16 protein-coding genes are annotated in these 14,892 nt (G+C 68.3%); 10 read left to right on the plus strand and 6 right to left on the minus strand.

All coding sequences use genetic code 11. The annotated features are described in order from the left end of the window. Nucleotides 1–12: 12 nt before the first annotated feature. On the plus strand, nt 13–918 hold the full coding sequence (locus ACPCHZ_RS07240; protein WP_423484124.1) for an SDR family oxidoreductase: 906 nt from the start codon (nt 13–15) through the stop codon (nt 916–918). A 12-nt stretch (nt 919–930) separates the two neighbouring features. Here ACPCHZ_RS07240 and ACPCHZ_RS07245 read toward each other — a convergent pair whose 3' ends face one another. Genes ACPCHZ_RS07245 through ACPCHZ_RS07260 form a run of 4 tightly spaced genes read right to left on the minus strand, consistent with a single transcriptional unit; the run spans nt 931 to nt 3,456 of the window. Continuing rightward, nucleotides 931–1,383, minus strand: coding sequence for a nitroreductase family deazaflavin-dependent oxidoreductase (locus ACPCHZ_RS07245; RefSeq protein ID WP_423484125.1), 453 nt, complete (start codon nt 1,381–1,383; stop codon nt 931–933). Nucleotides 1,384–1,431: 48 nt separating this feature from the next. Further along, complete coding sequence (locus ACPCHZ_RS07250; RefSeq protein WP_423484126.1) at nt 1,432–1,911, minus strand: nitroreductase family deazaflavin-dependent oxidoreductase; 480 nt, start codon at nt 1,909–1,911, stop codon at nt 1,432–1,434. 10 nt (nt 1,912–1,921) lie between these two features. After that, nucleotides 1,922–2,293: a hypothetical protein gene (locus tag ACPCHZ_RS07255; RefSeq protein ID WP_423484127.1), complete on the minus strand. Its 372-nt coding sequence runs from the start codon at nt 2,291–2,293 to the stop codon at nt 1,922–1,924. Beyond that, nucleotides 2,293–3,456: a steroid 3-ketoacyl-CoA thiolase gene (locus tag ACPCHZ_RS07260; protein ID WP_423484128.1), complete on the minus strand. Its 1,164-nt coding sequence runs from the start codon at nt 3,454–3,456 to the stop codon at nt 2,293–2,295. Before ACPCHZ_RS07260 ends, ACPCHZ_RS07255 begins: the two co-directional genes overlap by 1 nt. Before the next feature lie 120 nt (nt 3,457–3,576). Here ACPCHZ_RS07260 and ACPCHZ_RS07265 point away from each other — a divergent pair, with 120 nt between their 5' ends. The 8 genes from ACPCHZ_RS07265 to ACPCHZ_RS07300 all read left to right on the plus strand — a co-directional run bounded on the left by ACPCHZ_RS07265 (nt 3,577) and on the right by ACPCHZ_RS07300 (nt 11,558). After that, nucleotides 3,577–4,818, plus strand: a complete 1,242-nt coding sequence (locus ACPCHZ_RS07265; protein ID WP_423484129.1) for a cytochrome P450 — start codon at nt 3,577–3,579, stop codon at nt 4,816–4,818. Between the two features lie 29 nt (nt 4,819–4,847). Further along, nucleotides 4,848–5,873: an acyl-CoA dehydrogenase family protein gene (locus ACPCHZ_RS07270; RefSeq protein ID WP_423484130.1), complete on the plus strand. Its 1,026-nt coding sequence runs from the start codon at nt 4,848–4,850 to the stop codon at nt 5,871–5,873. Then, nucleotides 5,858–7,021, plus strand: coding sequence for an acyl-CoA dehydrogenase FadE29 (gene fadE29, locus ACPCHZ_RS07275; protein WP_264016135.1), 1,164 nt, complete (start codon nt 5,858–5,860; stop codon nt 7,019–7,021). The genes ACPCHZ_RS07270 and fadE29 overlap by 16 nt, the downstream gene beginning before the upstream one ends. Then, the gene (locus ACPCHZ_RS07280; RefSeq protein WP_423484131.1) at nt 7,018–7,986 is read left to right on the plus strand and encodes a bifunctional MaoC family dehydratase N-terminal/OB-fold nucleic acid binding domain-containing protein; all 969 of its coding nucleotides are present in this window, start codon (nt 7,018–7,020) and stop codon (nt 7,984–7,986) included. The genes fadE29 and ACPCHZ_RS07280 overlap by 4 nt, the downstream gene beginning before the upstream one ends. Then, nucleotides 7,983–8,399 (plus strand): MaoC family dehydratase, encoded by a 417-nt coding sequence (locus ACPCHZ_RS07285; RefSeq protein WP_423484132.1) that lies wholly within the window; start codon nt 7,983–7,985, stop codon nt 8,397–8,399. The genes ACPCHZ_RS07280 and ACPCHZ_RS07285 overlap by 4 nt, the downstream gene beginning before the upstream one ends. An 8-nt stretch (nt 8,400–8,407) precedes the next feature. Continuing rightward, nucleotides 8,408–9,562, plus strand: coding sequence for a lipid-transfer protein (locus ACPCHZ_RS07290; RefSeq protein ID WP_423484674.1), 1,155 nt, complete (start codon nt 8,408–8,410; stop codon nt 9,560–9,562). A gap of 99 nt (nt 9,563–9,661) precedes the next feature. Further along, the gene (locus ACPCHZ_RS07295; protein WP_423484133.1) at nt 9,662–10,786 is read left to right on the plus strand and encodes a hypothetical protein; all 1,125 of its coding nucleotides are present in this window, start codon (nt 9,662–9,664) and stop codon (nt 10,784–10,786) included. Nucleotides 10,787–10,796: 10 nt separating this feature from the next. Continuing rightward, nucleotides 10,797–11,558: a hypothetical protein gene (locus ACPCHZ_RS07300; protein ID WP_423484134.1), complete on the plus strand. Its 762-nt coding sequence runs from the start codon at nt 10,797–10,799 to the stop codon at nt 11,556–11,558. Nucleotides 11,559–11,579: 21 nt separating this feature from the next. On the opposite strand, the gene ACPCHZ_RS07305 is transcribed toward ACPCHZ_RS07300, so the two are convergent. After that, nucleotides 11,580–12,419 (minus strand): class I SAM-dependent methyltransferase, encoded by an 840-nt coding sequence (locus ACPCHZ_RS07305; RefSeq protein ID WP_423484135.1) that lies wholly within the window; start codon nt 12,417–12,419, stop codon nt 11,580–11,582. 281 nt (nt 12,420–12,700) lie between these two features. Here ACPCHZ_RS07305 and ACPCHZ_RS07310 point away from each other — a divergent pair, with 281 nt between their 5' ends. Then, on the plus strand, nt 12,701–13,615 hold the full coding sequence (locus ACPCHZ_RS07310; RefSeq protein ID WP_423484136.1) for a polysaccharide lyase: 915 nt from the start codon (nt 12,701–12,703) through the stop codon (nt 13,613–13,615). Between the two features lie 22 nt (nt 13,616–13,637). Here the strand turns inward: ACPCHZ_RS07310 and ACPCHZ_RS07315 are convergent, their stop codons facing one another. Next, the gene (locus tag ACPCHZ_RS07315; RefSeq protein ID WP_423484137.1) at nt 13,638–14,888 is read right to left on the minus strand and encodes a glycosyltransferase family 4 protein; all 1,251 of its coding nucleotides are present in this window, start codon (nt 14,886–14,888) and stop codon (nt 13,638–13,640) included. Nucleotides 14,889–14,892 lie beyond the last annotated feature (4 nt).

A 14,892-nucleotide genomic window follows, 5' to 3' on the forward strand; every position in this document is an offset into this window, starting at 1 on the left:
GAGACAACAGGGATGGGACTTCTCGACGGCCGCGTGGTCATCGTGACGGGAGCCGGCGGCGGTATCGGCCGCGCGCACGCACTGGCGTTCGCCGCCGAGGGCGCGCGCGTGGTGGTCAACGACATCGGGGTCGGCCTCGACGGATCACCGGCGGGCGGCGGCAGTGCGGCGCAGGGTGTCGTCGACGAGATCACCGCTGCCGGTGGCGAAGCCGTCACCAGCGGAGCGAACGTCGCCGACTGGGCGCAGGCCGAAGGCCTCATCCAGACCGCAGTGGACGCCTTCGGCGGCCTCGACGTGCTGGTGAACAACGCGGGCATCGTCCGTGACCGGATGTTCGCCAACACCAGCGAGGAGGAATTCGACGCCGTCACCGCCGTGCACCTCAAGGGCCACTTCGCGACCATGCGGCACGCAGCGGCCTATTGGCGGGCACAGTCCAAGGCCGGCGACACCCGAGATGCCCGCATCATCAACACCAGCTCCGGCGCGGGCCTGCAAGGCAGTGTGGGACAGGCGAATTACAGCGCGTCGAAGGCCGGCATCGCGGCCCTGACCCTGGTGGCCGCCGCGGAGATGGGACGCTACGGCGTCAGTGTCAACGCCATCGCCCCGTCCGCGCGCACCCGCATGACCGAGACGGTGTTCGCCGACATGATGTCGACGCAGGACAAGGACTTCGATGCCATGGCGCCGGAGAACATCTCGCCGCTGGTCGTGTGGTTGGGCAGCGCCGAGTCCAAGGACGTCACCGGCAGGGTCTTCGAGGTCGAGGGCGGCATCATCCGCGTCGCCGAGGGCTGGGCGCGGGGCGCCGAGATAGACAAGGGTGACCGGTGGGATCCGGCCGAAATCGGACCGGTCGTCAGCGATCTGCTCGCGAAGTCGCGCACGCCGCTACCGGTGTTCGGCGCCTGACCGGGCCGTTCCTCAGGGTTCGCAGACCACCAGCGGGATTACCCGGTCGGTGGCGTCGCGATAGTTGCGGTAGGGCGGATAGATCTTCGTCAGGTAGCGCCAGTAGCGTTCGCGCTCCTCGTCGGTGGCGTCGCGCGCGGTCATCTCCCGCTGCTGCGGCCCCACCTGGACCTGCACCTTCGGGTTCTCCTTCAGATTCAGGTACCAGACCGGGTCGGTGGCGCGGCCGCCGAACGACGCGGGCAGCACCACCTTGTCGCCGTCGCGCAGATACAGCGTCGGGGTGGTGCGCGGTAGGCCCGACTTGCGTCCGGTCGTCGTCAGCAGCGCTGCCGGGAACCACAGCAGTCGGGAGCCGAGCCGTCCGCCGGTGTTGCGGTACACCCAGATGTGGCCACGGGCGAACGACTTCATCGCCCACTTGACCAAGCCCGAATTGCGGATCGGGTGCGAATCATCGGCCATGGCGGGTAGATAGCCCGCGACGGCGTCTCGCAAACGCGCCGGACGGCGTTACGCCGGGTCGCAGATGACGATCGGGATCTTGCGGTCGGTGTAGGACCGGTAGTTGGCGAAGTCGGCGTACATCGCATCCAGCTTCGGCCAGTACTCGTCGCGTTCGGCGTCGGTGGCGTCACGCGCGATCAGGTCGGACACCCCGGCCTTGGTCTGGAACCTGACCTTCGGGTCGGCCTTCAAGTTCAGGTACCACATCGGGTTGGTGGCGCGGCCGCCCTGCGAGGCGACGAGCACGATGCGCCGGCCCTCCTGCAGGAACAGCAGCGGGCTGTCCCGCGGCTCACCGGACTTGCGGCCGGTGGTGGTCAGGATGCCGACCTCGGCGCCGCGCAGGAACTTGTTGCCGAGCTTGCCGTTGGACTTCTTGAACAGCCAGGTCTGAGCTTTCGACATCCACTTGATCGCGGTGCCGACCTTGGCGGAGTTCAGGCTCTCGATCTGCTTGCCGCTCAACGGGCGTGAGGGTTCGGCCATACCGGTCAACCTATCTGATGATGAACGGGCGGATTCGGGCGTCGATGCGGTGGATCAGACCGTCGGCGGGAATGTGGAACGTCTCGTCGATGTGGGCGCCCACCCGCACGCCGCCGACACGGGGCTTCGTCGCCAGGTCGAAGCGGGCACGCACCCGGTCGCCGTCGACGGTGAACTCCGGTGTGGTGGAGGATTCGATCACCTTGTACTGCGGTCCGCGGTTCAGGCTGCGCCGCAGATGATCTCCGGAGAAGCCGGTCTTGATGCCGATCTCGACGCGGGTGCAGCCGGGGGCGAACGGGACGGCGTCGGCCTGGTGGCTGACCAGCGCGTCGATGTAGGCCTGCGCGGCCGCGATCCGGTCGGTGTCGGTGATGGGCACTAGATCCGCTCGATGATCGTGCCGGTGGACAGCGCCCCGCCGGCGCACATCGTGATCAGCGCCGTCGTCTTGTCGGAGCGTTCGAGTTCGTGCAGCGCCGTGGTGATCAGCCGGCTGCCCGTGCTGCCCACCGGATGGCCGAGCGCGATCGCTCCGCCGTTGACGTTCACGCGGTCCATGTCGGGCTCGTGCACGCGCGCCCACGACAGCACCACCGACGCGAACGCCTCGTTGATCTCGGTGATGTCGATGTCGCCGATCTTCATGCCGGCCTTCTCGAGCACCTTGACCGTCGACTGCACCGGGCCGTCGAGGTGGTAGTAGGGCTCGGCGCCGACGAGCGCCTGGCTGACGATCCGCGCCCGCGGGGTGAGCCCCAGCGCCCTGGCCTTGTCCTCGTCCATCCACAGCACGGCCGCGGCGCCGTCGGAGATCTGTGACGACGTCCCCGCGGTGTGAATGCCGCCTTCCATCACGGGTTTCAGCGCGGCGAGGCCTTCTGCGGTGGTCTCGCGCAGACCCTGGTCGCGGGTCACCACGTGGCGCTCGGCGGTGGGCTGCTTGTTCTCGTCGAGCACGGGCGCCTCGATGCCGCTGATCTCGCGGTCGAACCGGCCCTCGGCCCACGCCTGAGCGGCCTTGCGCTGCGAGGCCAGCCCGAACGCGTCGATGTCCTCGCGGGTGATGCCGCGCCGCTTGGCGATGCGCTCGGCGGCCTCGAACTGGTTGGGCATGTCGATGTCCCACGACTCGGCGCGGATCCTCGACCGATCGGGCCCGGCGTTGGCGCCGAGACCGACACGGCTCATCGCCTCGATGCCGCAGGCGATGCCCACGTCGATGGCGCCCGCGGCGATCAGGCCCGCGATCAAGCCGTTGGCCTGCTGGCCGCTGCCGCACTGGCAGTCGATCGTGGTGGCGCCCACCTGCTCGGGCAGCCCCGCGGTCAGCCAGGCCACCCGGGTGATGTTGTTGGACTGTTCGCCGTACTGCGTGACACAGCCACCGATGGCCTGTTCCACCTCGGCGGGATCGATGCCGGCCTTCTCGACCAGAGCCCTCTGCGTGGCGCCCAGCAGCTCGGTCGCGTGCAGGCCGGAGAGCCATCCGTTGCGCTTGCCGATCGGGCTGCGGGTGGCTTCGACGATGACAGGGTTACCCATTCCGCCAGGCTAGAACACGTTTCATTAGTCTGACAAGCGGGGATCAACTGGTGCCTTTGATCTGCGGTGAAGCCGTGTTTTACTGGCACTAGAACACGTTGCAATTAGGAGCGCACTGCTATGGCACCCCTCAACATCCCCGCCGACTTCGACTTCCTCGATCCCGACGTGAACCTCGAGGCGTTGCCCGTCGAGCAGCTCGCCGAGCTACGGAAGTCCGAACCCATCCACTGGGTGGACGTACCCGGCGGCACGGGCGGCTTCGGCGACAAGGGCTACTGGCTCGTCACCAAGCACGCCGACGTCAAGGAGGTGTCGCGGCGCAGCGACGTCTTCTCCAGCTGGCAGAACGGCGCGATCCCGGTCTGGCCGAAGGAGATGCAGTTCGAGCAGATCGAACTGCAGCGCAGCGTGATGCTCAACATGGACGCGCCGCACCACACCCGGCTGCGCAAGATCATCTCGCGCGGCTTCACGCCGCGGGCGATCGGGCGGCTGGAGGAGGAGCTCTCGCAGCGCGCGCAGAACATCGCCAAGACCGCCGCGTCGGAGGGCACCGGTGACTTCGTCGAGCAGGTGAGCTGCGAACTGCCGCTGCAGGCCATCGCGGGTCTGCTCGGGGTGCCGCAGGACGATCGCGACAAGCTGTTCCGCTGGTCGAACGAGATGACCGGCGGCGAGGACCCCGAGTTCGCCGACGTCGACCCCGCGCAGTCGTCGATGGAACTCATCATGTACGCGATGGCGATGGCCGACGAGCGGGGCAAGAACCCGACCGACGACATCGTCACCACGCTCATCCAGGCCGACATCGACGGCGAGAAGCTCTCCGACGACGAGTTCGGCTTCTTCGTGATCATGCTGGCGGTGGCGGGCAACGAGACCACCCGCAACTCGATCACCCACGGGATGATCGCGCTCTCGCAGAATCCCGATCAGTGGGAGCTGTACAAGAAGGAGCGTCCGTCCACCACCGCCGACGAGATCATCCGCTGGGCCACGCCGGTTTCGGCGTTCCAGCGCACCGCCCTCGAGGACACCGAGCTCGCGGGCGTCCAGATCAAGAAGGGCCAGCGGCTGGTGATGTCCTACCGCTCGGCCAACTTCGACGAAGACGTCTTCGAGGATCCACATGCGTTCAACATCCTGCGCGACCCGAATCCGCACGTGGGCTTCGGCGGCACCGGTGCGCACTTCTGCATCGGGGCCAACCTGGCGCGGATGACCATCAATCTCATCTTCAACGCGGTCGCCGACCACATGCCGGATCTCAAGCCCGTCAGTGAGCCGGAACGGCTACGTTCGGGGTGGCTCAACGGCATCAAGCACTGGCAGGTCGACTACACCGGGGCCACTCGCTAGCTTCGTGCGCTGAATCAAGGAGGATTCGGGTGGATTTCAGCCCAGACGAGGGGCAGCAGGCTGTCGCCGACGTGGTGACATCGGCGCTCGGCAGGGACAACAGCTGGCAAGCACTGGTCGACGGCGGCGTCGTCGCCTTCGGGGTGCCCGAGCGTCTCGGTGGTGACGGGCTGGGTCTACCCGAGATCACCACCGCGCTCACCGAGATCGGCAGGCACGGCACCGTCAGCCCGGCGCTGGCGACGCTGGGCCTCGGACTGTTGCCGCTGCTCGATCTGGCGTCCGACGAGCAGCAGGACCGCTTCCTGGCCGGTGTCGCCAAGGGTGGCGTGCTCACGGCTGCAGTCAACGAGCCGGGTAGTTCGCTGCCCGAACGGCCCTCGACCCGCCTGTCCGGCGGCAAGCTCACGGGCACGAAGATCGGCGTTCCGTATGCCGAACAGGCGGATTGGCTGACCGTCACCACCGACAGCGGTGTCGTCGTCGTCTCGGCGAAGGCCGACGGGGTGACGCTGACCAGGACGCCGGCCGCCAACCACTCCGACGAGTACGTGGTGACGTTCGACGCCGTCGCGGTACCCGAGTCGGACGTGCTCGGGGCGACATCCGACTCAGTGCACCGCGTCAACCAGCTGGTGCTCGCGGCGACGGGTGCGTTCGCCGCGGGACTCGTCGCAGGCGCCCTTCGGCTGACCGCCGATTACGTGGCCAACCGGCACCAGTTCGGCCGGCCGCTTTCGACGTTCCAGACAGTTGCCGCCCAACTCGCCGAGGTCTACATCGCCTCTCGCACACTGGCCTTGGCGTCGACGTCGGTGGTGTGGCGGCTCGCCGAGGGCAGGGACGCCGACGAGGACCTCGACGTGCTGGGCTACTGGCTGACGTCACAGGCGCCGCCGGTGATGCAGACGTGCCATCACCTGCACGGCGGCATGGGTATGGACATCACCTACCCGATGGACCGCTACTACTCCACGATCAAGGACCTGACCCGCCTGCTGGGCGGTCCCTCGCATCGTCTCGAACTGGTGGGAGCGCAATGTACATCGAACTGACCCCCGAGCAGCGCCAGCTGCAAGCCGAACTGCGGCAGTACTTCTCGACGCTCATCACGCCCGAAGAGGCCGAGGCGATGGAGTCCGACCGGCACAACGAGGCCTACCGCGCCGTCATCAAGCGCATGGGCGCCGACGGCAAGCTGGGCATGGGCTGGCCCAAGGAGTTCGGCGGGCTGGGCCTGGGACCGGTCGAGCAGTCGATCTTCGTCAACGAGGCCGCCCGGGCCGACGTGCCGCTGCCCGCCGTGACACTGCAGACCGTCGGCCCGACGCTGCAGGTGTACGGCACCGAGGCGCAGAAGAAGAAGTTCCTCCCGGGCATCCTCGCCGGCGAGGTGCACTTCGCGATCGGCTACTCCGAGCCCGAGGCGGGCACCGACCTGGCGTCGCTGCGCACGTCGGCGGTGCGGCACGGTGACGAGTACATCGTCAACGGCCAGAAGATCTGGACCACCGGCGCGCACGACGCCGACTACATCTGGCTGGCGGTGCGCACGGATCCCGAAGCCGCGAAGCACAAGGGCATCTCGATCCTGATCGTGGACACCAAGGATCCGGGCTACTCGTGGACCCCGATCATCCTGTCCGACGGCGCCCACCACACCAATGCCAGTTATTACGAGGACGTCCGGGTGCCCGCCGACATGCTGGTGGGTGAGGAGAACGCGGGCTGGAAGCTGATCACCACCCAGCTCAACCACGAGCGCGTGATGCTGGGCCCAGCGGGCAAGGTCGCCGCCATCTACGACCGGGTGCACGCGTGGGCGTCCAAGCCGGGCGGCGACGGCGTCACCCCGATCGACCACGACGACGTCAAACGTCTGCTCGGCGAGATCAAGGCCATCTGGCGGATCAACGAACTGCTCAACTGGCAGGTCGCGGCCGGCGGCGAGACCATCCTGGTCGCCGATGCCGCGGCCACCAAGGTGTTCGGCACCGAGCGCATCCAGAAGGTGGGCCGGATCGCCGAGGAGATCGTCGGCAAGTACGGCAACCCGGCGGAGTCCGCGACCGGTGAGCTGCTCGACTGGCTCGACAGCCAGACCAAGCGCAATCTCGTCATCACCTTCGGTGGTGGGGTGAACGAGGTGATGCGCGAGATGATCGCGGCGGCCGGCCTGCAGGTGCCGAGGGTGCCACGATGAGTGACTTCTCCGCTGCCATCGACGAGATCAAGGCGGCGGGCCGCAGTGAGCCGCGCGTCGGACCCGATCCGGTGAATCAGCCGATGATCCGGCACTGGGTGGACGCGATCGGCGACAGCAACCCGATCTACGTCGACGAGGCGGCGGCGCAGGCCGCCGGGCACCCGGGGATCGTGGCCCCGCCGGCGATGATCCAGGTGTGGACGATGGCCGGGCTGAAGGGTCACCGCTCCGACGACGACCCGCTGAGCAAGATGATGAACCTGTTCGACGAGGCGGGCTACGTCGGCGTCGTCGCCACCAACTGCGAGCAGACCTACCATCGCTACCTACGCCCCGGCGAGGACGTCAGCATCAGCGCCGAACTCACCGACGTGATCGGGCCCAAGCGCACGGCGCTCGGCGAGGGTTACTTCATCAACCAGAAGATCACCTGGACCGTCGGTGACGACCACGACAACCCCGTCGCCGAGATGAACTGGCGGATCATGAAGTTCAGGCCCGCGGACCAGGACGCAGCGGCCACCGCGGCGCCGGTGCCCGACGATCTGGACGCCGATCAGATGATGCGGCCGTCGTCGTCGAAGGACACCAAGTTCTTCTGGGACGGCGTCAACGAACACGAACTGCGCATCCAGAGGCGCGGCGACGGCACGCTGGTGCACCCGCCGGTGCCCGCACTGTGGCTGGATAAGGAGCAGCAGACCGACTACCAGGTCGCGTCCGGTGCCGGCACCGTGTTCAGTTTCGTGGTGCACCACGCACCGAAGGTGCCGGGCCGCACACTGCCCTTCGTCATCGCACTGGTCGAACTGGAGGAGGGCGTCCGCATGCTCGGCGAACTCCGCAATGTCGACCCCGCCACCGTGGAGATCGGAATGCCGGTTCGCGCAACGTACATCGACTTCCCCGCCGGTGACTCCGGTCCGGCGTGGACGCTCTACGCCTGGGAGCCGGCCGCATGAGCGCCGCCGAGGTGGTGTCCGGCCTGGAGGTCGGGACGAAACTGCCCGAACTCGCGCTCTACGGCGACCCGACGTTCATCGTGTCGACCGCGATCGCGACGCGCGACTACCAGGACGTCCATCACGACCGGGACAAGGCGCAGGCCAAGGGGTCCAAGGACATCTTCGTCAACATCCTCACCGACACCGGTCTGGTGCAGCGCTACATCACCGACTGGGCGGGTTCGGACGCGAGGATCAGATCGATCGGACTGCGGCTCGGCGTGCCCTGGTACGCCTACGACACCGTCACGTTCCGGGGTGAGGTCACCGCCGTCGAGGACGGCCTCGTCACCCTGAAGATCGTGGGCAGCAACAGTCTCGGCGATCACGTCATCGCCAACGCCACGCTCACCGTCGGAGGCGGCGCGTGAGCGGGCCGCTGTCGGGCAAGGCCGCGATCGTCGGCATCGGCGCGACCGACTTCTCCAAGAACTCCGGCCGCAGTGAGCTCCGGCTCGCCTCGGAGGCGGTGCTCGACGCGCTGGACGACGCGGGCCTGACCCCTGCCGACGTCGACGGCATGACGACGTTCACGATGGACTCCAACACCGAGGTCGCGATCGCCCGTGCGACCGGCATCGGCGAGCTGAAGTTCTTCTCCAAGATTCACCACGGCGGCGGCGCCGCGTGCGCGACCGTCCAGCAGGCGGCGATCGCGGTGGCCACCGGGGTCGCGGACTGCGTGGTGGCCTACCGCGCGTTCAACGAGCGGTCCGGGATGCGGTTCGGCCAGGTGCAGATGCGGCTGGTGGAGAACGCGGATGCGACCGGCGTGGACAACTCGTTCTCCTATCCGCACGGCCTGTCGACACCGGCGGCGCAGGTGGCGATGATCGCCAGGCGCTACATGCAGCTGTCCGGCGCCACCAGCAGGGACTTCGGCGCCGTGTCGGTCGCGGACCGCAGACATGCGGCGAAAAACCCGAAGGCGTACTTCTACGAGAAGCCGATCACGATCGACGACCACCAGAATTCGCGGTGGATCGCCGAGCCGCTGCGGCTGCTGGACTGCTGCCAGGAGACCGATGGCGGTGTCGCGCTGGTGATCACGTCGGCGGAGCGGGCCAAGGACCTCAAGCACCGGCCCGCGGTCATCGAGGCGGCGTCGCAGGGCTCGAGCCCCGATCAGTACTCGATGACGAGCTACTACCGGCCGGAGCTGGGCCTGCCCGAGATGGGACTGGTCGGCAGGCAACTCTGGGAGCAGTCCGGCCTGTCGCCCGCGGACATCCAGACCGCGATCCTCTACGACCACTTCACGCCGTTCACGCTGATCCAGCTCGAGGAACTCGGCTTCTGCGGCCGGGGCGAGGCCAAGGACTACATCGCCGACGGCGCCATCGAGATCGGCGGCCGGCTGCCGATCAACACCCACGGCGGCCAACTCGGCGAGGCGTACATCCACGGGATGAACGGCATCGCCGAGGGCGTGCGTCAACTCCGCGGCACGTCGGTGAATCCGGTGCCCGACGTCGAGCACGTCCTGGTCACCGCAGGCACCGGGGTGCCGACGTCGGGCCTCATCCTCGGCTGACCGCCCGCCCCGGCGGCCGGAAATTGCTGCGCAGCAAACACCCACGCGCACGGTAGTGTCGGATGACACGGCGGACGAACGCGTAAGGGGGCCGTTGCAGTGGCGATCCAGCCGGAGAGCAGTCCGTTCGGATCACAGACGGTGACGGGGCCGGGCTGGCCCAACGTCGACGAGGAACAGCTCGCCGCGGCCGCGGCGAAGTTCGAGGCGCTGGCCGCCAAGATCACCGGCACGGTGGTGCCGCAACAGCAGACCCAGCTGATGGGCCTCTCCGAGAAGTGGATGGGCGGTGGTTCGCTGGCCGCCCAGGGTGAGGCGACCACGATCATCGGCGGCCACGAGGCCAACGGCGCGCAGGCGGCGGCGATCGCGGCGAAGCTGCGCGCCATGGAGGCCACCGTCGTCAAGACCAAGCTGCTGGCCAACGCCACCGCGGTCGAGGTGCAGCGCGAGTGCGAGGCGCTGTCGATGATGCCGTTCAGCAACGCCCAGGAGTTGGTGCAGAGCCGCATCAAGATGGGCCTCTCGCAGAACATCGCGTTCGTCACCGCCAACACCACGGAGCTCGCCAACACCCTCGCCGTGCCGCCCAGCATCCCGATGGTCGGCGCCGCGCCCGGGACGCAGGGCAAGGACGAAGCCGAAGATGCGGCCAAGGCCGCCGGCGAGGGCGGCGGCCAGGGCATGCAGCAGATGATGCAGATGGCCACCCAGATGGGATCGATGGCGGCACAGTTGCCCCAGCAGATCGGTCAGATGGTCACCCAGGTGCCGCAGCAGATGATGCAGACGCTGTCGCAGCCGCTGCAGCAGCTGACGTCGATGTTCGGCAAGGGCGGCAAAGCGGACGCGATCGGTCCTGCGGGCGCGCCGTTCTCGCAGTTCTCCAAGCATCCGCTGGCCGGCGGCGGTGGGCCGGGCGGCGGCTCCGGCATGGTCAAGGCCGCGTCGACACCCGGATCGGGCGGGGTGTCACCGCAGACACCGCTGATGTCGTCCCTGGTCAAGACCAATCCGGTGAGCACGGCTCCGGCGGAGGCCGCAGCGGCCACCGCCGCGGGCGGGTTGGCCCCGGTGGCCGCCGGTGCCAGCGGCATGGGCGGCGGCATGGGCCCCATGATGGGTGCCGGCCAGCGTGGCACCAGCGGCGGGACGACGGCGTCGCTGGCCATCCCGGCGCCGCTGGAATACGACGACGACATCGACGACGACGACGAGTGGTGAGGGAGTAGCTGTGGGCAGCCCATTGGAGAAGCCGGAAGGCATCAATTGGAACGCCGCCTCGGTCGAACTGCCCGAGGTCCCGATGATCCAGCCGGGTCAGGACGCGATGAGCATGACCATCGCCGGGGTGCTGCCGACGATGGCCGCCTCCTTGACCGCGAACGTCGCCACGCTGCAGGCCAAGGAGAACATGTTCTCCGGCAAGCTGGTTGCGGCCGAGTCCGCCTACACCAACGCCGACGACCAGGGCGGCCAGGCGGTCGGGCAGCTCACCGGCATGCTGGGTCAGCTCGGCCAGATGAGCCAGATGGCCGGTCAGGGCGGGCAGCAGGCCAGCGGTCTCACCGGCCAGTTCGGACAGTTGATGCAGCCTCTGATGAAGGCCTTCGAAGGAATGAAGCCCGAGGGTGGCGGGTCGCCGGCGGCCGGTCAGCAGGCTCAGCCGCAGGGCGCGGGCACGCCCGGCGCCGGGGCGCCTCAGGGGACGGGCACCGGTCAGGCGCCCGGCGGCCAGGGCACACCCGGCGGCGCGGGCGCACCGCAGCAGGGCCGCGACGACGCCGGCGAGTCCCGGCCGGAGGAGTCGCGCCGCGAGGAGGTCGACCGCGAACGCGAGGCACGCGAGAGCCGTGATCGCGAGGAGCGCCAGCAGGCCGCCCCGCCCGCGGCGGCCGGGCCCGCGGAGGCGCGCCCGGGCGCCGGGCCGGTCCCGGTCGCACCGGACCATCCGCGGCAGACCGGCGGCGAGGATGACCTCGCCCGCCGCATGTAGCGCGGAGCAGTCCGGCGCGGGCTACTTGACGCCGACGAGATAGATGCCGAGCACCCACCGGAACGGCACCCGACGGGCCAGCGCCCGGGACAGCTTGCGGGGCAACAGTTCCAGCACGCGTTCAGCCATGGCGGGCAACCAGTTCGGGACGGCGTAGAAGCGTCCGAGCACCCGGACGTGCGCGATGCTCTCGCGGAAGCCCACCGAGGAGAAGAGCCGGCGGAGTTCACCGGTGGTGTACTCCTTGAGGTGGAATCCGCAGGCATCGTAGGCGAAGTACTGCGAGACGTCGTGGGGGCCGTTGAGGCGATTCGGTGTCACACAGACGTAGCGACCGCCAGGGGCGAGTGCGCGGTGCAGGTTCCTGAGCTGTTCTTCTGCGTCGTCGGGATGGAGGTGCTCCATCAGCTGGTTGCTGTACGCGACGTCAACGCTGTTGGGCGGCACGGGAATGCTGCAGCCGTCGGACAGGACGAGTTCGCCGTTCGCCGGTAGCGCACCGGCACTCGCGACCTCGACCGAGACGTCGACCGCGTACACGCGCTCGACGTGAGCGGCGACCTCGGCGGACAACGTGCAATCTCCCGCACCGACCTCGAGGAAGGTCGCGCCGGGCGACAGGAAACGGCGCAGGAACCGCATCTGCTGGTCGACCAACTCGCGCGTGTCGGCGGGTGAGCTCTTCCTGGTCAGTTGCGGGTGCGTGGGCACCCGCTGAAAGAGCTCGTCGTACAGCTGGCTGTACAGGCCGAGGCGGCGCTCCCTCGGGGCGTCGCGCAGGACGCCCGCCAGTCCGCGCTCGACTTCGTAGTGCTGCATCACCTGTTCGGACGTGCGGGCGTCGTCCGGGCGTTTGAGCATCTGCATCGTCAACCTCAGGGTTCGAGCTGGACACGGGGCGCATACGTGGGCGTGTTTGCCCGCACCGCGACAACTGTACCGCGCCGGAGGTGACGGCGCCGCATCGGATAGTTCTCTGTGAGGCATACCGATGAGCGGATTACACATGTAGAACGTGCGAGACCGTACCACCTCCGATTTGCGAAATATGGCTGTTGATGTGCGTCAGGACCACCACCCACGTTGTGTCCGAGTTTCCTCGGCCATGACGCGCCATCGGCTCCCATGGCATGCTGGTGACCATGGTCGACGGAAATACCGTGACGAACACCGGGACGGACACCGCGCGCATCGGGCGTCGCACCTTCGCTCGCCTGTCGTTGGCCGCGGCCGCAGCGGTGGCCGGGGGATGCGCGGTGAGGCCGACCGAGGTCGCGACACCGCCGCGCGGACCGGCGCCCGCCCCGCGCATCGTCGGGGTGAGCAGCGAACTCCGGTTCCTCGGCGATTACAGCACAGGCGATTTCCGGCAGTGGTCGGTTCAGTGCCCCGGATACAACGGCCCCGGTGCCGAGTTCCCGGGGTCGTCCTCGGCCGAGGTCGTGCCGGATCCCCAGTACGGCCACGCGGCTCGCTTCGAGGTCCGACGTGGCGACGTGCCGCCGTTCGGCGGAGGTGAGCGTTCCGAGGTGAGCGGCGACGACAACTCGGGCGGGCGCGCCGGCCAGGAGCGCTGGTACCGGTTCGCCACGCGTTTCGATCCCGGCTTCCCCGGTGACCACGCCGATCTCGGCTGGGGAGTGACCAATCAGTGGCACGGCGACGCCGACGCGGGCTCCCCACCCCTCAACTGGGGCGTCGGCGAGCAGAACGGGCAGTGGACGCTGCTCGCGGCACGGCAGTCCGCGCCCGGGCAGTACCTCGACACCGTGCCGCTGTTCAGGACGCCGCTGGACGCGGGGCGGTGGCACGACGTCAAGATGCACGTCCGCTGGTCGACCTCGGACGAGGACGGGTTCGTGGAGCTCTGGCTGGACGGTGCGCGCCAGACCTTCACTGACGGTTCGACAACGTATCGGGTCCGGACGCTCATTCCCGGTACGCCGGCGCCGTCGGTCTACTACAAAGAGGGCTACTACCGGCAGAACGACATCGCGCCGACCGGGATCGTCCACCACGCCGGTTTCCGGTGCGCGGAAACCGAAGGGGCCCTCTGACTTCGGGCCCCTTTGTGCTGGATCAGCGCACCGGGTCAGGCTGTACCGCGGGGGCATCGGCCTGCGGGCGGTGGTCGTCGAGGGTGGTGAACACGTTCCGGTAGAACTCGATCAGATTCCGCCGCGACGTCTCCCACGACAGATCGCGCTCGACGCGGTCCCGTCCGTATCTCCCCATGGCCGCTCGCCGGTCAGGTTGATCGAGCAGTTCGCCGATCGCGACGGCGAAGGCGACCTCGTCGTTGGCGGGTACGTATACGGCCGCTTCTCCCGCGGACACCCGCGCCTCGACCAGATCGAAGGACACCAAAGGCCGTGCCATGGCCATGTATTCGACGACCTTGTTCATCGTCGAGACGTCGTTGAGCGGGTTCTTCGGATCCGGCGACAGACAGATGTCGGCACTGGACAGGCAACGCTGGACGTACTCGTCGGGCACCCGGCCGGTGAACTCGACGATGTCGGCGATGCCCAGTTCCCCCGACAGCGCCACCATCGCGTCGAACGCATCGCCTGCGCCCATGAAGACGAAGTGGACGTCGTCACGCCCCAGTTCATGGCGCAGGTGGGCGATCGCCCGCAGGGCGTAGTCCACGCCGTCCTGGGGTCCCATCACGCCCAGATACGTTCCCAGATAGCGCTTCCCGTTGCGCAGTCCCGGATCGGCGGCGCGCTGGACGAAGCGGGCGAGGTCGGGGGCGCTCCTGACCACCGACACCCGGTCCGGCCGCATCTTGCCGCGTTCGATCGCGACTCGCCGGTAGCTCTCGTTGGTGGAGATGACAGCGTCGGCGCACAGGAACGTCAGACGCTCGAGTGCCCGGGTGAACCAATACAGCGTCCTGCCGCCCGAACCGAAGCGCGACTGGAACAGTTCGGGAACGAGGTCGTGCTGGTCGAACACCGACCGGGCACCCCCGAGGATCCGGAGCATGATGGCGACCACGAAGAACAGGTCCGGCGGATTGCAGGAGTGGACGACGTTGACGGGATGGCGGCGGTGCACGGCGAGGGCCAGCCGCATGGTGTGCCACAGTGCGACGGAGTACTCGCGGAGGTAGCCGACCGGACCCCCGACGGCGGGACGCAGGGAGTACCGCAGGATGCGGACGCCGTCGATCGTCACCTCGTCCTCGGTGTCCTGTTTCGTACCCCGCGGGCAGATGACGGTGACGCGGTGGCCGGCGTCGACCAGGGCTCGGCTCTCCTGCCAGACGCGCCGGTCGAAGGGCACCGAGAGGTTCTCGACCAGGATCAGGACGTGCCGATTCATTTCT

It is taken from the genome of Mycobacterium sp. NPDC050041 (assembly GCF_049541695.1).
Lineage (GTDB): Bacteria > Actinomycetota > Actinomycetes > Mycobacteriales > Mycobacteriaceae > Mycobacterium.